We start from the raw sequence: 20068 nt of genomic DNA, 5'->3' as shown, positions 1-20068 counted from the left end.
TCTGGGCATGTATGGGCACCGGCACGGTTCGCTCTCTCGCACAAATCTTCCTGCGCTCAGCGTCAAGAACGAAGGCCGCCGCTCTGCCTAAGATCGGCGAAACGCTCGTTCGAAAGGAAGAGGCATGGCGCAGAACCTTCGTGTGGCCGTCGATGTCGGTGGCACCTTCACCGACATCTGCATCATGGACGAGACGACCGGTCTCGTGCGCATCGAGAAGACCTCCTCCACGCGCGATCCGATCGAAGGGATCATGGGCGGCGTATCCAAGGCCGGCATCGACCTGTCCAAGGTGGCGCTGTTCTCGCATGGCACCACGATTGCCACGAACGCGCTGATCACCCGCCGCCTGCCGCGCACCGCGGTGGTCACGACCAAGGGGTTCCGCGACGTCATCGAGATCCGGCGCGCCAACAAGGAAGACCTCTGGGACACCTACAAGGACGTGGTCCGGCCCTATGTGCCACGGCGCGACCGCCTCACCGTGCCCGAACGCGTCGATGCTGCCGGCACCGTGATCGAACCGCTCGACATCGAAGCCGCGCGCAGCGTCGCCCGCATCCTCAAGCGTCGCGGCGTCGCCGCAGTCGCGGTGTGCTTCATGAACGCTTATCTCAACAGCGCCAATGAGCGCGCCATGCGCGATATTCTGCTGGCCGAGATGCCCGATATTCCGGTCTCGATCTCCTCGCAGGTGCTTCCCGAAATCTTCGAGCACGAGCGGTTCTCGACTACGGTCGCCAATGCCGTGGTGAGCCCGGTCGTCGTCAACTACACCAGCCGGCTCGGCGAACGCCTCTCGGACGAGGGCTACACCCGCGATCTTCTGCTGCTGCACACCGGCGGCGGCGTGATGACGCCGGCGAGCGTGAAGGATTTTGCGGCACGCCTTGCCGGCTCCGGCATCGCCGCCGGGGCCATCGCCAGCCGCCATATCGCCGGTCTTTGCGGTTTCCCCAATTCGATCGGCCTCGACATGGGCGGCACGTCGACCGACGTGTCGCTCGCCTATGAGGGCCAGTCGCGGATCACCAAGGACTGGCACATCGAGTTCGGCTATCCGATCCGCTTCGCATCGATCGAGGTGCTCACCATCGGTGCCGGCGGCGGCTCGCTGGCCTGGACCGATCCGGCCGGCTCGCTGCGCAACGGCCCGCAATCGGCCGGCGCCTATCCGGGACCGGCCTGCTACGGCAACGGCAATACGCAGCCGACCAACACCGATGCCAATGTGACGCTCGGCCGGCTTGGCACCGATCTCGCCGGTGGCAAGGTCAAGCTCGATCCCGAGCTGGCACGGCAAGCGGTCGAGGGCGGCGTCGCCAAGCCGTTCGGCCTCGGCCTGCATGAAGCCGCGGATGCAATCGTCAAGGTCGCCAACGCCAACATGTCGGATGCGGTGCGGCTGATCTCGATCAGTCGCGGCTACGATCCACGCGATTTTGCGCTGGTGGCGTTCGGCGGCGCCGGTGCCCTGCATGGGGTCGACGTCGCACGCGAGCTGGCGATTCCCGTCGTGATCGTACCGCCCAATCCCGGCGTGACCTCAGCGCTCGGTTGCCTGCTCGTCGACATGCAGCACGATTTTTCGCAAAGCTGCATGGTCGACGCCGCCGAGGCCGACGCCACCGAGATCGAGGCACAGTTCGCCGAGCTCGAGAAGGCTGCGCTCGCACGGTTGACCCATGAGGGCGTCGCGCAGCAGGACATCGTGCTGCAGCGCTCGATCGACATGATGTATCGCGGCCAGTGGCGTTCGCTTGCCGTCAACGCGCCGCGGCCGATCGGCGCGATCGCCGATCTGGTGCAGAGCTTCCATGCCGAGCATCAGCGCGAATACAATTTCCGCCGCGACAGCGCGCCGGTCAGCTTCTTCCGTCTCAATCTGAAGGCAGTGGGCGTGGTCCCCAAGGCCGAGTTTGCCGTCCACGAGCCGACCGGCGCTAGCCCAGAGCCGGTCAGCCGCCGCAGGGTCTGGTTCGAGGGCAGCGGGCTCGATACACCCGTCTATCGGCGCGACAACCTGCCCTGCGGCTTCTCCTTTCAAGGCCCCGCGATCATCGAGCAGGTCGATGCCACCACCGTCGTTCCGCCCGGCGCCGCCGCCGAGGTCGACAGATATCTCAACATCATCATCCGCGTGAAGGAGTGAACCATGGCCGGAGCTCTCCCGCTCGACCCCGTGACCTTCGAGGTTTTGAAGAACTCCTTCATCACCAGCGTCGACCAGATGGGCGAGCAGGTCCTGAGGACGTGCTACTCCTTCGTCATCTACAATCGCGATTTCTCGAGCGCGCTGCATGACGCCAACGGCGAATGCGCGGCGCAGGGCAACCAGGATATCGCCGTCCACGTCGGCACGCTGCATTTCACGTGCAAGGATGTCATGCGCCATTTCGAAGGCGACATGCATGAGGGCGACGTTTTCGCCATCAACGATCCCTATGCCGGCGGCACGCACTTCTCCGATGTCCGCCTGATCCGTCCGATCTTCGCCGACGGCAAGATCATTGCCTTCAGCCAGTCCAACGGACACTGGTCGGACGTCGGCGGCAGCGTGCCGGGATCGTTCGACGTCGCCGCCCGGGAGATGTTCCGCGAGGGCCTACGCATCACGCCGGTCCGCCTGTTCGACAAAAATGGCCTGCGCAAGGACGTCGCGCATCTGATCGCCTCGAACACGCGCGACCCGGCCTCGATCATCGGCGACATCCAGGCACAGGCCGAAGCCACCGCCGTCTGCGAACGCGAGATCCTGCGCCTGGTCGGCAAATATGGCCGTGATACGGTCGAGACCGGGCTTGCCGCCGTCCAGGACTATGTGGAGCGTTCGGCGCGCCAGCGCATCGCGGCGCTGCCGGACGGCGAATGGGAAACCGTCGACTTCATCGACCGCGATCCGGCCGGCGGCGAAGGCATGATCCCGATCCGCATCAAGATGACGATCAAGGGCGATCGCGCAATCTACGACTTCACCGGCAGCCATCCAACCATCGGCTCGATCTACAATTCGGCGTTCGGTGCAACCTTCTCTGCCGTCGCCGCCGGCATGAAGACTTTCTTCCCCGACCTGCCACTCAATTCCGGTTTCTACCGCTGCTTCGAGATCATCGCCCCCGAAGGATCGATCGTCGACGCCAAATGGCCGATCGCGGTCACCGGCTTTCTGATGCCGTTCGAGAAGATCATGAACTCGATCTACGAAATGTGGTCGAAGCTGATGCCGGAGCGCGCGCTCGCTTGCGCGTTCAATCTCGAATATCTGCTCACCGGCGGGCTCGATGCCCGCAGCTCCGACAAGCCGATCTTCATGTTCTATGACTGGCTGCCCGGCGGCTGGGGCGGGCGCAACGGCAAGGATGGCAGCAATGTCACAACCGCCTGCTTCGGCACCGGCTTGATGTCGCAGCCGGTCGAAGGCCAGGAGCGCGCCAACCCGATCCTGACCACCGAATGCGAGATCCTCAAGGACTCGCCCGGCCCCGGCAAGTGGCGCGGCGGCGCTGGCGTGGTGAAGACGTCGCGGATGCTGCAGGCCGAGAAAACCGTGATCTCCTATATCTGCGACCGCGAGCGCGCGATCGTGTGGGGCATCGAGGGCGGCCTGCCGTCGATGCCGCACGGCCTGACCCTGAAGCGCGCCGGCAGCACGGCCGCGGAGCGGCTCGGCTCGATCTTCTCGGACGTCCCGATCGGCGAAGGCGACACTTTCTCGCGTCCGACCGCCGGCGGCGGCGGATTTGGCGATCCGCTGGAGCGCGATCCGAACCTCGTCGTCGAGGATATCAAGGACGACTATGTCTCGGTCGAGCGTGCCGCCAAGGACTATGGCGTCGTGGTGCACACCATCGACGCCGAGCTCTGTAACTACGAGGTCGACAAGGTCGCGACCGAGGCGCTCCGTGCGAAGATCCGCTCCGAGCGTGTCGCCAATGTCCGGCTCGATCCGGAGCTGGTGGCGCAACGCTATCGCAGCGGAGCAATCGACGCGCTCGACGCGATCCGCAAGCACGCGGTGATCCTCGATTGGGGCACCGGTGCCTTGCTTCCCGAATCCACGCGCCAGTTCCGCGAGGTGTTTGAGCGGCGCTCGGTCGCAACGTGGAAAGCAGGCTGAATGCCATCGCCGGCCGCGACGTCGGCAGACCGCACAGAGCGTTCACGAAAAACTGGATCCGACACCGCCCCTCCACTTTCATTCGAGCCATGAGGATTGTGCTATGACGAGTACGACGTGCCTTTCCCCCAATCGAGTTTGGCCGATCCGCCCCGCGCTCGGCCTTGCCGCCGGCCTCGCCCTTGCCGCTGCGGTCGCGCCGGCCGCGGCCGAGACGCCGTGGTTTCCGATGAAGGTCTACGACGCGTCGTCCGGCACACCGAAGCCGGCCGAGTACACGCCGCTGCCGAAGGCCGAGAAGCCTTACAGGCTCTGCGTGCTGTTTCCGCACATGAAGGACAGTTTCTGGGTCGCCGTCGCCTATGGCATCGTCAAACAGGCCGAGGCGATGAACGTCAACATGAACCTCTACGAGGCCGGAGGTTACGAGAACCTGCCGAAACAGCTGTCGCAATTCGATGACTGCATGGCGAGCGGGCCGGACGCCATCATCGTCGGCGCCATCTCCGGCGCAGGCCTCGGCAAGAAGTTCGAGGAAGCCAAGGCCAAGGGCGTTCCGGTCGTCGGCGTCACCAACCCGCTGCCGCCGAACGCGCTGCCCGCGGCCAACTACGTCGACTTCGTCGCCATGGGCGAAGTCACCGGCGCCGGCCTGCTGGCGCAATCCAAGCCTGGCGACAAGCTCAACATCGTGACGTTCCCCGGTCCGGCCGGCTCTGGCTGGGCGGAGTCGTTCAACGAAGGCTTCAAGAAGGCCGTTGCCAAGAACCCGAACGCCAAGATTCTGGCCGAGAAATTCGGCGACTCCGGCGTCGCCGTGCAGCTTCAGCTCATTCAGGACGCCTTGCAGGCCTATCCCGGCATGAACGTGATCTGGGGCACCGCCCCCACAGCTGAAGCCGCCATCGGCGCCGTTGCCGAGGCCGGCCGAAGCGACCTGAAGATCGTATCGTCTTACGAAAACCAGGCCATGCTTGACGCGCTCAACCGCGGCGACATCCTCGCCTTCGCAACCCAGTATCCGGTCGGAGAAGGCGCCGTCGCGATCGATCAGGCAGTGCGTCTCATCGAGAAGAAGCCGGTCATGAGCCTTGTCCAGCCGATCGCCGCTGTCATCGACAAGACCACCGTACCGAAATTGCAGATGGACCTCGTGCTGGCTCCGGCGAGTTGGACACCGGTCTATTCGGTCAAGGCCAAGTAAGCCGCTCGCGAATGGTGCCGGGTGGGAGCACGTGCTCCCACCCGTCTTGCTCACGGCCCAACGGAGACGCGGATGGATGTCGAGATTGACCCGAAGCCTGCCGAGCCTCTGCTTCGATTGCGGGGGATATCAAAGCGCTTCACCGGCGTTCGCGCGCTCGACCGGGTCGACCTCGACGTTCGTGCCGGCGAGCTTCATGTCCTGTTCGGCGAGAACGGTGCCGGCAAATCGACCCTGATCAATGTCGTCTCGGGAACGTTTCCGCCGGACGAGGGCACGTTCCATTTTGGCGACGAGGAGATCCATCATCTCACGCCGCAGCGGGCCCGCACGATCGGCATCAGCCCGGTCTTTCAGGAGTTCTCGCTTATCCCGAGCCTCACGGTGGAAGAGAACCTGTTCCTTGGTCGCGAGGTCACGCATGGCGGCGTGCTGCGCTCGCGCGAGATGCGCAAGCGCGCCAGGGCGCTGATCGACGAGCTCGGCTTCGATCTCGATCCGGCGCAGCGGATCGACGACCTTTCCCGCGCGCACCAGCAGATGGCCGAAATCGCCAAGGCCCTGCTCGGCCGCGTCCGCCTTTTGATCCTTGACGAGCCGACCGCCTCGTTGACCGAGCGCGAGACCGGACGGCTGTTCGAGCTGATCGCGCGCCTGAAGAGCCAGAATGTCGGGCTGATCTATGTCTCGCATCGCATGCGCGAAATCCGTGCCCTCGCCGACCGTGTGACGGTGCTGCGCGACGGCCGCCACATCCAGACCCTCGACGCCGCCGGCTCGACCGACGGCGAGTTGGTAGAGCTGATGACCGGCCGCAGGATCGACCTGCTGTTCCCGGCCATCGGCCACCGGCCTGACAAGGTGATGGTCGACATCGAAAACCTGACGCTCGCGGACGGCAGCGTTCAGGAGGTGAATTTCCATGCCCGCGCCGGCGAGATCACCGGCATCGCCGGTCTCGTCGGCTGCGGCAAATCGGAGCTGATCCGCGCGGTCTACGGCATCGAGCCCGCGGCATCAGGCGTGATCCGGATCGACGGCCTGCCTTACGAATTCCCGACCCCGAGGCAAAGCCTCAAGCGCGGCATCGCCTATTTCCCTGCCAATCGGGTTGCTGAAGGGCTCGCGCTGTCCCGTCCGATCCGCGAGAACGCATCCATGACGGTGCTCGACCTGCCCGCGTTCGCGCGCTTCGGCGTGCTGCGGCAAGCCGCCGAACGCGCCACGATCGCGGACATCATGGAGCGGTTGCAGCTGAGGCCGCCGAACATCGAACGGAGCGCCGGCGCGCTGTCCGGCGGCAACCGTCAAAAAGTGATGCTGGCACGCGCGCTCACGCGTGAGCTGACCGTGTTCCTGTTCGACGAGCCGAGTGTCGGGATCGACGTCGGCGCCAAGCTCGAGGTCTACCAGTTCATGAAGCGCCTGGTCGAGGCCGGCGCCGCCGTGATCGTGGTGTCGTCGGAATTGCCGGAGGTTCTGGCGCTGTCGAACCGGCTCTACGTCATGCATCACGGCCGCGTCGCCGCCGAGCTGAGGGGCGCCGAGAAGACCGAGCAGAACGTGCTGTCGAGCTTCTTCCGCGACCATCTCGCCGCGGAGGTCGCGTGAACACCGCGCTGGTCACCGCAAACGCGCAAGGCGCGATCGGCTTGCGATCGATCGCAGGCCGTGTCGGGTTCCTGCCGGCCCTGCTGGTCTTGCTCGTCGCCGGCATGTCGGCGGTCGATCCGCAGTTCTACGGCATCATCAACACCCTCAACATCCTGCGCAACGCGTCGCTGCTCGCGATCGTCGCCTGCGGTCAGGCACTGGTCATCATCGCGGGCGGCTTCGATCTTTCGGTCGGCGCCGTCGTGGCGCTTGCGAGCGTCGTCACCGCCAAGACCATGGCCGCCGCAGCCACCGCGTTTCCCGGCAACAACGCCCTCATCATTGCCAGCGGGATGGCGGCCGGACTCGGCTCCGGGGCCGTGGTCGGGCTCGTCAACGGCTTCTGCGTGGCAAAGCTCAAGGTATCCGGCTTTGTGGTGACCCTGGGCACGATGTCGGCGACTGCGGGCGTCGGCCTGATGATCACCAACGGAATCCCGGTTTACGGCATGCCCGATATCTTCGTGAAGGGCTTTGGGCGCACCCAGGCACTCGGCCTGCCGACCGCCGTCCACGTCGCGCTGGTCATCATCATCGTGATGGTGTTTGCGCAGCGGCGCACGCTGTTCGGCCGTTACGTCTACGCGATCGGCGGCAATGTCGATGCGGCCATCGTGTCGGGCGTATCGATCCAGCGTCACGTCGTCGGCACCTACGTTGTCTCGAGCATGCTTGCGGCATTGACCGGCATCCTGTTGACCGCGCAGGTCGGCTCCGGCCAGGCCAGCTTCGGCGGCGATCCGATGATGCTGCAATCGATCGCGGCCGCCGTGATCGGCGGCGTGAGCTTGCGCGGCGGCGTCGGGCGCATCGAAATCGTCGCCATCAGCGCCCTGTTCCTGACCATCCTGGGCAATGCGCTCAACCTCCTGCACGTCGACTCCCGGCTGCAGCCGGTCTTTCTCGGCGTCATCATGGTCGCGGCCGTGGCGCTGGACGAACTCAGCCGACGGAGCAAGGCTCGTGTCTGACCTCGAATTGTCCGTCGCCGCCAAGAACGCGGATCGCCCGAAATTGGCGCCGGGTCGCTGGCTCTGGAGCGCAGTGCTGCCGGTCGCATTGGTGGCCCTGTTGCTCGGCTTCGCCACGGTCGACCGCGGCGTGTTGTCGCCGGCCAACCTGCTCAACATCGCGCAACAGAGCAGCTATCTGGCGCTGTTCGCGATGGCCCAGACCGTGGTGATCCTGACGCGCGGCTTCGACCTCGCACTCGGCCCGACCGTATCGATGGTGAGCGTCGGCACCGCGCTGGCGATGGCCGGCGCGACGGCGTCGGGCCATGGTACAGGCGCCGTGCTGCTCGCCGGGCTCGCTGCCGGCTTCGTGCTCGGCACCGCGTGCGGGCTCTTCAACGGCGTGGTTATTGCGCTGCTCGGGGTCAACCCCTTCGTCGCAACGCTCGGCAGCTACAATATCGCGATCGGGATTGCGACCACACTGTCGTCCGGACGGCCCGTGCAAGGCGTGCCGGCGCCGTTCTCGCAGATCTTCTACGGCGGCACCATCTTCGGTATTCCGGCGGCCATCGCGATCACGGTCGGGGTCGGCGCCGTGCTCCATTGGACCCTGACGCGGACCGTGTTCGGCCGTTCGCTTTACCTCATCGGCACCAACCCGCGCGCAGCGGCGGTCGCCGGCCTGCCGGTCAAGCGCACCCTGATCGCGACTTATGTGCTGTGCTCCGGGCTTGCGGCGCTCGGCGCGATCATGATGACGGCGCGGACCGGATCGGGCGAGCCGAACCTCGGCGGGGCGCTTTCATTGCAGGCGATTGCCGGCGCCGTGGTCGGTGGAACAAGCCTGGCGGGCGGGCGCGGCGGGGTCGGCACCGCGGTGCTCGGCGCCCTGTTCATCACCATTCTGTCCAACGGCATGAACCTCACCCGGATCGACGGGTACGTCCAGATGGTCGTGCTCGGCGCGATCGTCATCGTCGGCGTTCTGCTCGATCGCCTGCGACTGGAGCGACGCCAATGACGACGGGTTCTCCCATGCAGAGCGTCGCGGGCGAGACTGCACCTGCCTCGATCTACGTTGCGCCCTCGCTCGCTTCCGCACTCGACGCACTGAGCGAATTCGGCACAGCCGGCGCTGCCTTTGCCGGTGGCACATGGATCATGCGGTCACCGATCCGCCACGAGCGGTTGAAGCCGCACTATGTCGCGATCGGCAAGATCGCCGAGCTGACCGCGGTTCGTATCGACAGCGATGCAATCGAGATCGGCGCGGCGGTTACGCATGCGGCACTCGCGGCGGCCCTGGCCCATCATGCGGAATTCGCGGTCCTGGTCGACGCCGCCGGCCGCTCCGCCAATCCCGCGATCCGCGCGATGGCGACGATCGGCGGCAACCTTGCGACGTCGGAATTCGCCGCCGCGGATTGCGTGCCGGCGCTGCTCTGCCTCGATGCCCAAGTTGAAATGTCGGCCCGCGACGGCCGCGAGCGCATCGGCCTGGCGCATTTCCTGAAGATCCGATCGTCCCTTCCCCCCGGTCATCTGGTGACGCGGATCATCTTGCCGCGGTCGGCGCGCAGAAGCGCCCATGCCCGCCTGCCGCTGCGTAAATCGGGTGACTACCCGGTCGCCATCGTCAGCCTGTCGGTCAGCATCGATGCAGCGGGCCGTGTCCAGGCGGCGCGCGTCGCGGTCGGTTCAGTCGAGCCAGTGGCGCGCCGCTGGGAGCGGCTCGAGGCAGCGCTGATCGGACGCCTGCTCGATGCGGCGGAGGCAGCGCAGAGTGCGGCCGCGTTGGCGGATGAGTTCGTCGGCCGCGACAGCGTCGATGCCCCTGCCTGGTATCGGGTCAGCGTGCTACCCGGTCTCGTCCGCCGCGCTGCGATCGCAGCGCTTGGCTCCTGAACCGGTGGGGATCGACATGGGATTCAAGCTGACCGTAAACGGCGATCATCTTTCTTCCGCGGCCGATCCCGCCACTCCGCTGATCGACATTCTGCGTGAGGAGATGCATCTGACCGGCGCGAAACCGGTCTGTCGCGAAGGCTTTTGCGGTGCCTGCATGGTGCTGGTCGACGGCAAGCCGACGCCATCGTGCCTGCTGCCCGCCGCGCTGGCCGATGGCCACGAGATCCGCACCGTCGAAGGCCTTGCGCCTCACGGCGAACTGAACCGCATCCAGGCGGCCCTCGAGGCCAGTGATGCCGTCCAATGCGGCATGTGCTTTCCCGGCATGGTGGTGAGCCTGACGCATCTCTTGACGGCCCGGCCCGACGCCACCCGTGACGATATCCGGGCGGCCCTGACCGGGAACATCTGCCGCTGCACGGGATACGAACGCATCGTCGAGGCGACGCTGCTCGCCTTGGCCACGGCATAATCGGGAGGCGCAAGCATGTCCGACGTTTCCGCGACGATGGATCTGCGCCGGCGGGACGCCGCCGACAAGCTGCGTGGCCGCACGCGCTACACCATCGATCGATATCTGCCGGGCATGCTGCACGCCGCGGTGCTGCGCGCCGGCGTGCCCTCGGGGCGGATCATTCGTCTCGACACGTCGAGGGCTGCCCGCATGCCGGGGGTACGTGCGATCGTGACGGCAGAAGACGCGCCCGGCATGATCGGAATCGGCATCGCCGATCACCCGCTGTTCGCCCGCGATGTCATTCGCTACGACGGCGAACCGCTTGCCGCGGTCGCAGCTGTCACGTTGGCGCAGGCGCAGGCTGCGCTTGCGGCGATCGACGTGGAGATCGAGCAACTCCCCGCAGTATTGACCATGGCGCAGGCGCTGGCACCAGATGCGCGGCTGGTTCATCCGGACTGGCGCGGCTATGAGGTCCTGGTCGAAGGCGGCGCGCGTGCGGGCAATGTCGCCTGGGAGGCGACCGTCGTTCGCGGCGACGTCGACGCCGCCTTTGCGCGGCCTGACGTCGAGATCGTCGAAAGTTTCTATCGCGTCGGCCGGCAGAACCACGTGGCCTTCGAGCCGCGTGCGGTCGTCGCAAGCTACGAGGACGGCCGCTTCCATATCGAGACGTCGACGCAGGTTCCCTGGAGCGTCCGCAATGCAACCGCGCGCGCGTTGGGCGTGCCGGCATCGCAAGTGCGCGTCACTGTGCCGCCGGTCGGCGGCGGCTTCGGTCTCAAATTCGATCTGGCGGTTGAGCCCTTCGCCGCCCTCCTCGCCCGCGCCAGCGGCCGGCCGGTTCGCCTCGTCAATTCCCGCGAGGACGAGATGCTGACCTGCCTGTTCCGCGAGAACGCCGATATTCGCATCCGCTCGGCGGTGACGCGCGACGGAGAAATCGTGGGCCGCGAGGCGGTCGTGCTGATGGACTGCGGCGCCTATGGCGGCGAACAGATCTTCCTGACCACCATGACCGCACACACGCTCGGCGGAAACTACAGGCTTGGCAGCGTGCGCATGGTCTCGCGCGCGGTCTATACCAACACGGCGCCGAACGGCGCGTTCCGCTGCTGCAATGGCGTCTACAACACCTTCGCGCTCGAGCGGCACACCGACGAGATCGCAGCGCGGATCGGAATGAATCCGCTTGCTTTCCGGCGCCGCAACGTGCTCGGCGACAAGGATCTCGGCGCCACCGGCCAGGTATTCGAAGGCGATGTGCTCGGCCCGATGCTCGACCGGATGGATACGTTGCGCGACGCGGCAGCGCCGCTGCCGGCGCGCACCGACGGCAAGCTCCTTGGACGCGCGACCACCGTCGGCACCTGGTTCGTCTTCGTCGGCCCATCGGCCGCGACGGTGAACATGAATGCCGACGGCACGGCGACCCTGGTCACGTCGGGTGTCGAGATCGGATCCGGCTCGATGATGCAGAGCCTGCCGCAGATCGTTGCCAGCACGCTCGGCATCGCGCCCGAGCAAGTGATCGTCCGCGCCGCCGATACCGATGCGGCCGGTTATGATGTCGGCGTCGGTGGCGGCCGCACCACCGTCTCGCTCGGCGCCGCCAGCCTGTCGGCGGCACAGGAGGTCCGCACGAAGCTTTTGAGGATCGCCTCCGAGATGATCGAAGCCGCGCCCGGCGATCTCGTCATGCGCGATGGTCGGATCGAGATCGCGGGCGCGCCGGGCTCCGGCCGCACCGTCGCGGAGGTCGCGACCCGCGCTCAAGCGCTGGGCGGACCGGTCGCCGGCACCGGCGCCTTCACCGGCGCCGGCGTGCCGGCGATGCCCGGTTGCGTTGCCGGTCATTTCATCGACGCGATCGACATCCCCGTCTTCGCCGTCCACGACTGCGAGGTCGCCGTCGATCCGGAGACCGGGCATGTCGAGGTGCTAAGCTATCGCGTGGTCCAGGACGTCGGCCGTGCGCTGAATCCACGCGCAATCCACGGCCAGATCCAGGGCGGCGTCGTGCAGGGCCTGGGCTACGCCCTGCACGAGGAGGTGACGATCGGCAGCAATGGCCGTGTCAGTCAAAGCGGCTTTGAGACTTACCGCGTACCGCTTGCGCTCGACGTCGTACCGGTGGAGATCAGCCTCTATGAGGGTGCGGCGTCGGTGGGGCCGCTCGGCACCAAGGGCGCCGGCGAGGTGCCGATCCTCAATGTCGGCGCCACCGTCGCCTGCGCCGTTGCCAACGCGACAGGAAAGCGGGTGCAGGAATTACCCCTAACGCCGCCGCGCGTGCTCGAGCTTCTGCTCGAGCGCAAGCCGGGTCTGGCACTGTCTCACATTGCCGAGGTGTGGGCGGACAACCTTGTTCGTCCTCACCAGTGGCCCTAGGGACATCAGAGAATGCCCAGCAAACAATCCGAACGCTGAGCGACCGACCTGGGCGCCAGGCGCCTGATCCGTGGCAGGTAGGCGCTACCGTCCCCGCACCGACCAGGCCCACGATATTTTCGTCCATTCCCCTCCGCGGCGCTCAGGCAGCCGCGACCTCGTGGCCCGCCATGACCTCCAGCGCTCTCAGAATGCCGGAATGGTCCCAGCTTTTGCCGCCGAGGGCGGTACAGGCGTTGAACAGCTGCTGGGCTGCGGCAGTGCCTGGCAACGACAAGCCGAGCGCGCGCGCCCCTTCCAGCGCGAGGTTGAGATCCTTCTGATGCAGCTCAATGCGGAAGCCCGGATCAAAATTGCGCTTCAGCATGCGATCGCCGTGCACTTCGAGGATTCGCGACGACGCGAAGCCACCCATCAACGCCTGGCGCACCAGCGCTGGGTCGGCCCCGGCCTTGGAGGCGAACAGCAACGCCTCGCTCACCGCCTCGATGGTCAGCGCCACGATGATCTGGTTCGCAACCTTGGTGGTCTGGCCGTCGCCGTTGCCGCCGACATGCGTGACATTCTTCCCCATCGTTTCAAACAGGGGCTTCATCGCATTGAACGCCCGCTCCCGCCCGCCGACCATGATGGTCAGGCTGGCCGCCTTTGCACCAACTTCGCCGCCGGAGACCGGCGCGTCGAGATAATCGGCCCCGAGCGCATCGATCCAGCGTGCAAACTCCTTCGTCGCCAGCGGAGAGATCGAGCTCATATCCGTCACGATCATGCCTTTGGAGATGCCCTCCGCGACGCCGCCTTGACCGAACAGCACGGCTTCGACATGCGGAGTGTCCGGTACCATGATGATCACGGCGTCCGCCTCCTGCGCCACCTGCTTGGCGGACTCGCAAGCGATGCCGCCGGCCGCGATCAGCTCAGGCGCAACAGGTACGACGTCGTGCAGGAACAGGCGATAGCCGGCAGCCAGGAGGTGGCCGGCCATCGGTCGTCCCATGGTGCCAAGTCCGATGAATCCGATGTCTTTCATTGTCGTTGCTCCCTGTCAGCCGGATGAAGGCGTTTTTCCGGCGAGCGACTCTCGGCTCGCGTGAAGAAACCGCGTTAAATAAAATTCCAGAGCTCCGTCCCGATTCAATCGGAACGGAACAGGCTCTAGGTCACGAAAGTCTGTGCGGCGTGCCAGCCCAGGCTCTCGAGCGTGGTCGTCCGCGGCTTGTATTCGCACCCGATCCAGCCCCGATACCCGATGCTGTCGAGATGCTTGAACAGATAGGAGTAGTTGATTTCGCCGGTTCCCGGTTCATAACGGCCCGGATTGTCGGCGAGCTGGACATGCGCGATCCGGCCGAGATGCTTCTGCAGGGTCCGCGCGATATCACCTTCCATGATCTGCATGTGATAGATGTCGTACTGGATGAACAGATTGGATGAGCCAACCTCGGAAATGAGCTGCACCGCCTGTTCCGTACGGCTCAGGAAGAAGCCGGGAATATCGAGCGTGTTGATCGGTTCGACCAGGAGCTTGATGCCATGCTGGGCGAGCGCGCCTGCGGCGAAGCGCAGGTTGGACACGAGGACTTCCTGCAGGTCTGCCCTATCCGTATCGGCTGGAGCGATGCCGACCAGGCAGTTCAGCTGCCGGCAATCCAGCGCCTTTGCGTAGTCGATCGCGCGCACCACGCCGTCGCGAAATTCGTCGACCCGATTGCGCAGGATCGCAATGCCACGCTCACCGGCGGCCCAGTTGCCGGCTGGAAGATTGTGCAGCACCTGGGTCAGCCCACAGCGCGCCAATTCCTCCCGCAACGCGCCCTTTTCGAAGTCATAAGGAAAAAGATACTCGACTGCGTTGAAGCCGGCCGCCTTGGCGGCCGCGAACCGATCGAGGAACGGCAGCTCGTTGAAGAGCATGGTGAGATTGGCGGCAAATTGAGGCACGGGTCGTATCTCCGCTTGAAGCGCTGAAAGATGTGGTCAGGCCGGCAACAGCGTGCCGGATCGTGACGCACTCGGCACGTCATCGAGCGGAAGATCGAGCACCTCCTCGAACTCGACGATGTTGTCGATCTCCGTTCCCATGGCGATATTGGTGACTCGCTCGAGAATGAACTCCACCACCACGGGCACGCGATGCTTCGTCATCAGCTCGCGTGCGGTCGCGAACGCCGCCTGCGCGTCATTCGGATCGGTGACCCGGATCGCCTTGCAGCCCAACCCCTCCGCGACGGTCACGTGGTCGACGCCGTAAACGCCGATCTCGGGCGCGTTGATGTTCTCGAACGAAAGCTGGACGTGATAGTCCATGTCGAAGCCGCGCTGCGCCTGCCGGATCAGGCCGAGATATGAATTGTTCACGACGACGTGGATGTAGGGCAGATTGAACTGCGCCCCGACCGCGAGCTCCTCGATCAGGAACTGGAAGTCGTAGTCACCCGACAGCGCGACGATGTCGCGGTCGGGATCGGCGGCACGCACACCAAGCGCGGCCGGCAGTGTCCAGCCGAGCGGACCGGCTTGGCCAGCATTGATCCAGTTGCGCGGATTGTAGACGTTGAGGAACTGGGCCCCAGCGATCTGCGACAATCCGATCACGGTCACGTAGCAGGTGTCGCGGCCGAAGGCTTTGTTCATTTCCTCGTAGACGCGCTGGGGCTTGATCGGGATGTTGTCGAAGTGGCTCTTGCGCAGCATCGAACGCTTGCGGTCGCGACAGGCGGCGGGCCAGGCCTGCCGATCGCGCAGCCTCCCGGACTTCCGCCACTCCCGGGCAACGCTCACGAACATTTCCAGCGCAGCCTTGGCGTCGGAGACGATACCGAGGTCCGGATTGAAGACCCGCCCGATCTGCGTCGGCTCGATGTCGACATGCACGAATTTGCGGCCCTTCGTGTAGGTCTCGATCGAGCCGGTATGCCGGTTGGCCCAGCGATTTCCGATGCCGAGCACGAAATCGGATTCGAGCATCGTGGCGTTGGCGTAGCGATGGCTGGTCTGCAAGCCGACCATGCCTGCCATCAGCGCGTGATCGTCAGGAATAGCGCCCCACGCCATCAGCGTCGGAACCACGGGAACGTTGACCACTTCGGCGAAGGCGACCAGCAGCTCGGACGCATCGGCGTTGATCACGCCGCCGCCGGCCACGATCAGCGGCCGCTCCGCGGCGTTCAGCATCTCGAGCGCCTTCTCGATCTGCTTGCGCGTCGCCGTCGGCTTGTAGACCGGCAGCGGTGAATAGGTCTCGTCGTCGAACTCGATCTCGGCCAATTGCACATCGAGCGGAAGATCGATCAGCACCGGTCCCGGCCGCCCCGACCGCATGACATGGAAAGCCTGGCTGAACACGCGCGGCACCAGCGCCGGCTCGCGCACGGTGACGGCCCATTTCGTCACCGGCTTTGCGATCGACTCGATGTCGACGGCCTGGAAATCCTCCTTGTAGAGCCGCGCCCGCGGCGCCTGACCGGTGATGCAGAGGATCGGAATGGAATCCGCGATCGCCGAATAGAGGCCGGTGATCATGTCGGTGCCGGCGGGACCCGATGTGCCGATGCAAACGCCGATATTGCCCGCCTTCGCCCTGGTATAGCCTTCCGCCATATGCGAGGCGCCTTCGACGTGCCGTGCCAGGATATGACTGATCGATCCGTTGCGCTTCAGCGCGGAGTAAAGCGGATTGATCGCCGCGCCGGGAACGCCGAATGCGCACGTGATCCCTTCGCGTTGGAGAATGCGCACTGCTGCATCGACTGCTCGCATCTTCATGTGATGATCCCGCTTCGCTATGAGTTGGTCTGAGCAGGATCATCAGGCCCGCGAGCATCGATCTCAACGCAATCGATTGGAATTTCCGCGCTGTGGCAACGCTCGCGATTTCTTGCGCGTCTTCAAACGATTAGCGTCAGTGTAGAAATGGAAATTGTTGCGGACGGAATTGCAGCCCGCCCTACGCCTGCGTTTGCTGCGTGCGGTTCCCGCGAAGTTCGGCCGTGAGCTCGGCTGCGATCCGGTGCACGATCGTACCGATCTCGGGCAAGCGTTCGTTCGTCAGCCTGTCCGCCATGCCGGATACCGAGATCGCGGCATATGGCTCGTTGCAATCGTTGAAGACGACCGCGGCCACGCAGCGCAGCCCGAGGCGCGCCTCTTCATCATCCACCGCATAACCCTGACGCCGCACGCTCTCCAATTCCTTGAACAACTCGCCGGGCCGCACGATCGATTTTTCCGTCAGCCGCGGCATGCCCTGACGGCGAATGATCGCATTCACGTCGGCATCGGAATAGGTAGCCAGCACCGCCTTGCCCACTCCCGAGGCGATCATTGCGACGCGCCCGCCCACCTTGGTCAGCGAGCGCATGATCTCGCGGCTTTCGATGCGGGACACGACGATGATGGATTCGTCATCGACCACCGCAAGGTTGGCCGTTTCCCTGGTCTGGTCGCGCAGCTTGCGCAGATAAGGCAGCGCCTGCGCGGCAAAATTCCGCCGGCGCACGAAGGTAGAGCCGACCACGAAGCTTTGCGCGCCGATGTGCCACTTGGACTCCTCGCGGTCGAACTGCACGAACCTGCGGTTCTCGAGCGTGGTCAGCAGACGATGAACGGTCGAGGGCGACAGGCCGGTACGGATCGCCAGATCGGTCAGCCGATAGCCTTCATCATCCTCTGCAAGTGTCTCCAGGATTTGCATGGCGCGATCAACGGACTGAACACCGCCGTCGCGCGCGTCCGGCTCCGGCTGCGCGCGAAGATCGGGGTCGGACGGCTTGCGCCGGATCGGCTCTCTTTTCATCACGACTTGCCCCTAACCGGTTGCAGTTCAGAACGAAATTGCTCGTCGAGAACGAGTGCCACAATTGGCATATGGCATACCAAAAGACCCTGGAGTCAAGGCGACAATATTCGCGAATAGGTCAGTATTTTTACCATTCCTCTTACCAAATGGCGCGATTCTTTTGTTTGACTTCTGGGATAATGTATACCACGATCATTTCACGACGATCCAAACAAACAACCGGGAGGACGATGCCATGTACGTCGGGGACATCCTTCGCGCCAACAATGCGCACGTGGTGACGATCGGCTCGAACGAAACCGTAAGCATTGCGGCGAACCTGATGTACGCGAGCAATGTCGGCGCCCTCGTGGTCAGGAACGCCTCGCGCAGCAAGGACGCCGCCGTGATCGGAATGTTCAGCGAGCGCGACGTCGTCGCTGTGATCGCCGAGCGCGGCACCAATGGACTTGCCATGAAAGTCGCGCAGTTCATCTCGCCGCGGCCGCTGCTATCCTGCAATTCGCAAGATGCGCTCACGGATGTCGAGCGCCTCATGGCCCGTCATGGGATCCGCCATGTCCCCGTCATCGACAACGGCCGGCTCGTCAGCGTCGTGAGCATGCGGGACATCACCCTTGCTTACGAGGAAGCCGCCTGCGCGGCCTGACGGACTTTCCTAAGGCCATTGCCACGCTACTCGGTTCGAGCCGCTGCGGCTCCTGCTGTGTCCCCACTCTGCTTGCGAGGATCGAATGAGAATCTGCATCTACGGCGCCGGCGCGATCGGCGGCTATCTCGGTGTCGAATTTATGCGCGCTGGTGCCGATGTCAGCCTGGTCGCGCGGGGTGCGCATCTCGCCGCAATGCGGCAGAACGGCCTGAAGCTCCTGATCGGCGACGAGGAGCGCGTCGTGCATCCTCACTGCACCGATAACCCCGCCGAACTCGGCGAGCAGGATTACGTCATCATTTGCCTCAAGGCGCATTCGATCACCGGCGTCATCGAGCCCATGCGGCCGCTGCTGGGCGATCGGACCCGCATCGTCACCGCCGTCAACGGCATTCCCTATTGGTATTTCCACAAGCACGGTGGTCGGCACGAAGGATCGACGCTCGAGAGCATCGATCCTGGCGGTCAGCAGTGGAACGAGCTCGGCCCCGAGCGCGCCATCGGCTGCGTGGTGTACCCCGCCACCGAAATCGAGGCGCCCGGCGTGATCCGCCATGTCTACGGCAACAACTTTCCGCTGGGCGAGCCCTCCGGCGAGATCACATCCGACGTCCAGAAACTTTCCGAGCTGTTCGTGGCCGCGGGCATGAAAGCGCCGGTCCTCGACCGTATCCGTGACGAGATCTGGCTCAAGCTGTGGGGCAATGTCTGTTTCAACCCGATCAGCGCCCTCACCCACGCGACGCTCGACGTGATCTGCAGCAATCCGGGCACGCGCGCGCTGTCCCGGGCGATCATGCTGGAGGCCCAGGCGATCGCGGAAAGCCTCGGCGTCAAGTTTCGGGTCGATGTCGAACGCCGCATCGAAGGTGCGCGCAAGGTCGGCGCGCACAAGACCTCGATGCTGCAGGATCTCGAGCGCGGACGTCCGGTCGAGATCGATCCGTTGATCACCGTGGTGCAGGAGATGGGCCGGATGACAGGAATCGCGACGCCCGCCCTCGATGCGGTGCTGGCCCTGGTCGCGCAGCGCACCAGGCTGGCCGGCCTCTATGATGGGGCGGCCGGCGCCGCAGCAGCAGAAACGCTGGCGGTGGCGTGATCCCGATGGCCAATGTTACGCGCTGGGTCCGCTTCCGCCACCATGCCGAAATCGGCTTCGGGCAACTCACCCCGTCCGGCATCTCCGTGCACGAAGGGGACATGTTCGGCGACATGCGAACGACTGGACAAACGCTGGCGCTGGACAACGTCGAGCTGCTCGCCCCGACGCAACCGAGCAAGGTCATCGCGCTCTGGAACAATTTTCACGCGCTTGCGGAGAAGCTGAAATCACCTGAGCCTGCCGAACCGCTGTACCTGTTGAAGGCGCCGACCAGCGTCACCGCGCCTGGTGCCGTCATCAGGCGTCCCTTGGGCTATGATGGCAAGACGACCTACGAAGGTGAACTCGGCATCGTCATCGGCAAGAGCTGCACGGCGGTCGCGCCCGAGCAGGCCGACGCCTTCATCTTCGGCTACACCTGCACCAACGACGTCACCGCCGCGGACATCCTCAATCGCGACCCGACCTTCCCGCAATGGGCGCGGGCCAAGGGCTTCGATGGATACGGCCCGTTCGGCCCCGTGATTGCGTCAGGCCTCGACCCCGCACGCCTCGTGGTGCGCACCATTCTGAACGGCGTCGAGCGCCAGAACTACCCGATCGCGGACATGATCTTCAGCGCACAGACGCTGGTCAGCAAGATCTCGCACGACATGACGCTGTTGCCGGGCGACCTGATCTGCTGCGGGACATCGATTGGCGTCGGGGTGATGAAGGAGCCCGTCAACACGGTCACCGTCGCGATCGACGGAATCGGCGAGTTGACCAACGAATTCCGTCAGTAGGCTGCGGCGGGACGACAACCCGACGCAGCCGGCCCAAACGAC

16 protein-coding genes are annotated in these 20068 nt (G+C 65.0%); 12 read left to right on the top strand and 4 right to left on the bottom strand.

Annotated features, from left to right (window positions below; genetic code table 11):
• The first annotated feature begins 124 nt into the window (after nucleotides 1-124).
• From ACVW1B_RS08590 to ACVW1B_RS08550, 9 genes are all read left to right on the top strand, one after another.
• Nucleotides 125-2152, top strand: a complete 2028-nt coding sequence (locus ACVW1B_RS08590) for a hydantoinase/oxoprolinase family protein (RefSeq protein ID WP_456821525.1) — start codon at nucleotides 125-127, stop codon at nucleotides 2150-2152.
• A 3-nt stretch (nucleotides 2153-2155) separates the two neighbouring features.
• Nucleotides 2156-4117 (top strand): hydantoinase B/oxoprolinase family protein, encoded by a 1962-nt coding sequence (locus ACVW1B_RS08585; RefSeq protein WP_253587232.1) that lies wholly within the window; start codon nucleotides 2156-2158, stop codon nucleotides 4115-4117.
• Nucleotides 4118-4220: 103 nt separating this feature from the next.
• A complete protein-coding gene (torT, locus tag ACVW1B_RS08580) occupies nucleotides 4221-5321 on the top strand; it encodes a TMAO reductase system periplasmic protein TorT (RefSeq protein WP_456821524.1) in 1101 nt (366 codons plus the stop codon).
• Nucleotides 5322-5393: 72 nt separating this feature from the next.
• A complete protein-coding gene (locus ACVW1B_RS08575) occupies nucleotides 5394-6932 on the top strand; it encodes a sugar ABC transporter ATP-binding protein (protein WP_225646058.1) in 1539 nt (512 codons plus the stop codon).
• Entirely contained in the window at nucleotides 6929-7945 is a 1017-nt protein-coding gene (locus tag ACVW1B_RS08570) for an ABC transporter permease (protein ID WP_456821523.1), read from the top strand. The genes ACVW1B_RS08575 and ACVW1B_RS08570 overlap by 4 nt, the downstream gene beginning before the upstream one ends.
• Entirely contained in the window at nucleotides 7938-8951 is a 1014-nt protein-coding gene (locus ACVW1B_RS08565) for an ABC transporter permease (protein ID WP_456821522.1), read from the top strand. The genes ACVW1B_RS08570 and ACVW1B_RS08565 overlap by 8 nt, the downstream gene beginning before the upstream one ends.
• Nucleotides 8948-9835 carry an FAD binding domain-containing protein gene (locus tag ACVW1B_RS08560; protein WP_456821521.1) on the top strand — a complete coding sequence of 296 codons (888 nt, stop codon included), beginning with the start codon at nucleotides 8948-8950 and terminating at the stop codon, nucleotides 9833-9835. The genes ACVW1B_RS08565 and ACVW1B_RS08560 overlap by 4 nt, the downstream gene beginning before the upstream one ends.
• 16 nt (nucleotides 9836-9851) lie before the next feature.
• Nucleotides 9852-10310, top strand: coding sequence for a (2Fe-2S)-binding protein (locus tag ACVW1B_RS08555; RefSeq protein ID WP_456821520.1), 459 nt, complete (start codon nucleotides 9852-9854; stop codon nucleotides 10308-10310).
• Nucleotides 10311-10325: 15 nt separating this feature from the next.
• Nucleotides 10326-12686 carry a xanthine dehydrogenase family protein molybdopterin-binding subunit gene (locus ACVW1B_RS08550; protein WP_456821519.1) on the top strand — a complete coding sequence of 787 codons (2361 nt, stop codon included), beginning with the start codon at nucleotides 10326-10328 and terminating at the stop codon, nucleotides 12684-12686.
• 142 nt (nucleotides 12687-12828) lie between these two features.
• On the opposite strand, the gene ACVW1B_RS08545 is transcribed toward ACVW1B_RS08550, so the two are convergent.
• The 4 genes from ACVW1B_RS08545 to ACVW1B_RS08530 all read right to left on the bottom strand — a co-directional run bounded on the left by ACVW1B_RS08545 (nucleotide 12829) and on the right by ACVW1B_RS08530 (nucleotide 17481).
• A complete protein-coding gene (locus ACVW1B_RS08545) occupies nucleotides 12829-13716 on the bottom strand; it encodes a 2-hydroxy-3-oxopropionate reductase (protein WP_168856845.1) in 888 nt (295 codons plus the stop codon).
• A gap of 125 nt (nucleotides 13717-13841) precedes the next feature.
• Complete coding sequence (gene hyi, locus ACVW1B_RS08540; RefSeq protein WP_057017099.1) at nucleotides 13842-14627, bottom strand: hydroxypyruvate isomerase; 786 nt, start codon at nucleotides 14625-14627, stop codon at nucleotides 13842-13844.
• A 36-nt stretch (nucleotides 14628-14663) separates the two neighbouring features.
• Nucleotides 14664-16451 (bottom strand): glyoxylate carboligase, encoded by a 1788-nt coding sequence (gene gcl, locus ACVW1B_RS08535; protein ID WP_253609297.1) that lies wholly within the window; start codon nucleotides 16449-16451, stop codon nucleotides 14664-14666.
• A 181-nt stretch (nucleotides 16452-16632) separates the two neighbouring features.
• Nucleotides 16633-17481, bottom strand: coding sequence for an IclR family transcriptional regulator (locus tag ACVW1B_RS08530; RefSeq protein ID WP_253609298.1), 849 nt, complete (start codon nucleotides 17479-17481; stop codon nucleotides 16633-16635).
• Between the two features lie 238 nt (nucleotides 17482-17719).
• On the opposite strand from ACVW1B_RS08530, the gene ACVW1B_RS08525 reads away from it, so the two are divergent.
• The 3 genes from ACVW1B_RS08525 to ACVW1B_RS08515 all read left to right on the top strand — a co-directional run bounded on the left by ACVW1B_RS08525 (nucleotide 17720) and on the right by ACVW1B_RS08515 (nucleotide 20026).
• Nucleotides 17720-18133: a CBS domain-containing protein gene (locus ACVW1B_RS08525; RefSeq protein ID WP_253610049.1), complete on the top strand. Its 414-nt coding sequence runs from the start codon at nucleotides 17720-17722 to the stop codon at nucleotides 18131-18133.
• An 85-nt stretch (nucleotides 18134-18218) separates the two neighbouring features.
• Nucleotides 18219-19238, top strand: coding sequence for a 2-dehydropantoate 2-reductase (locus ACVW1B_RS08520; RefSeq protein WP_253609299.1), 1020 nt, complete (start codon nucleotides 18219-18221; stop codon nucleotides 19236-19238).
• Nucleotides 19239-19243: 5 nt separating this feature from the next.
• Complete coding sequence (locus tag ACVW1B_RS08515; protein ID WP_438079797.1) at nucleotides 19244-20026, top strand: fumarylacetoacetate hydrolase family protein; 783 nt, start codon at nucleotides 19244-19246, stop codon at nucleotides 20024-20026.
• The last annotated feature ends 42 nt before the right edge of the window (nucleotides 20027-20068 follow it).

The sequence above is a fragment of the Bradyrhizobium sp. USDA 4502 genome, from assembly GCF_054063355.1.
Note: the sequence above shows the minus strand (reverse complement) of the source record. Positions and strands in the feature narration are given on the sequence as shown.

Excerpts from the sequence above, each read along its gene's own strand:
- ACVW1B_RS08555 (WP_456821520.1), top strand. The coding sequence starts at position 9,852 with ATGGGATTCAAGCTGACCGTAAACGGCGATCATCTTTCTTCCGCGGCC.
- ACVW1B_RS08530 (WP_253609298.1), bottom strand. The coding sequence starts at position 17,481 with ATGAAAAGAGAGCCGATCCGGCGCAAGCCGTCCGACCCCGATCTTCGC.
- torT (WP_456821524.1), top strand. The coding sequence starts at position 4,221 with ATGACGAGTACGACGTGCCTTTCCCCCAATCGAGTTTGGCCGATCCGC.
- ACVW1B_RS08520 (WP_253609299.1), top strand. The coding sequence starts at position 18,219 with ATGAGAATCTGCATCTACGGCGCCGGCGCGATCGGCGGCTATCTCGGT.
- ACVW1B_RS08585 (WP_253587232.1), top strand. The coding sequence starts at position 2,156 with ATGGCCGGAGCTCTCCCGCTCGACCCCGTGACCTTCGAGGTTTTGAAG.
- ACVW1B_RS08575 (WP_225646058.1), top strand. The coding sequence starts at position 5,394 with ATGGATGTCGAGATTGACCCGAAGCCTGCCGAGCCTCTGCTTCGATTG.
- ACVW1B_RS08590 (WP_456821525.1), top strand. The coding sequence starts at position 125 with ATGGCGCAGAACCTTCGTGTGGCCGTCGATGTCGGTGGCACCTTCACC.
- ACVW1B_RS08560 (WP_456821521.1), top strand. The coding sequence starts at position 8,948 with ATGACGACGGGTTCTCCCATGCAGAGCGTCGCGGGCGAGACTGCACCT.
- ACVW1B_RS08515 (WP_438079797.1), top strand. The coding sequence starts at position 19,244 with ATGGCCAATGTTACGCGCTGGGTCCGCTTCCGCCACCATGCCGAAATC.
- ACVW1B_RS08545 (WP_168856845.1), bottom strand. The coding sequence starts at position 13,716 with ATGAAAGACATCGGATTCATCGGACTTGGCACCATGGGACGACCGATG.
- gcl (WP_253609297.1), bottom strand. The coding sequence starts at position 16,451 with ATGAAGATGCGAGCAGTCGATGCAGCAGTGCGCATTCTCCAACGCGAA.
- ACVW1B_RS08525 (WP_253610049.1), top strand. The coding sequence starts at position 17,720 with ATGTACGTCGGGGACATCCTTCGCGCCAACAATGCGCACGTGGTGACG.
- ACVW1B_RS08550 (WP_456821519.1), top strand. The coding sequence starts at position 10,326 with ATGTCCGACGTTTCCGCGACGATGGATCTGCGCCGGCGGGACGCCGCC.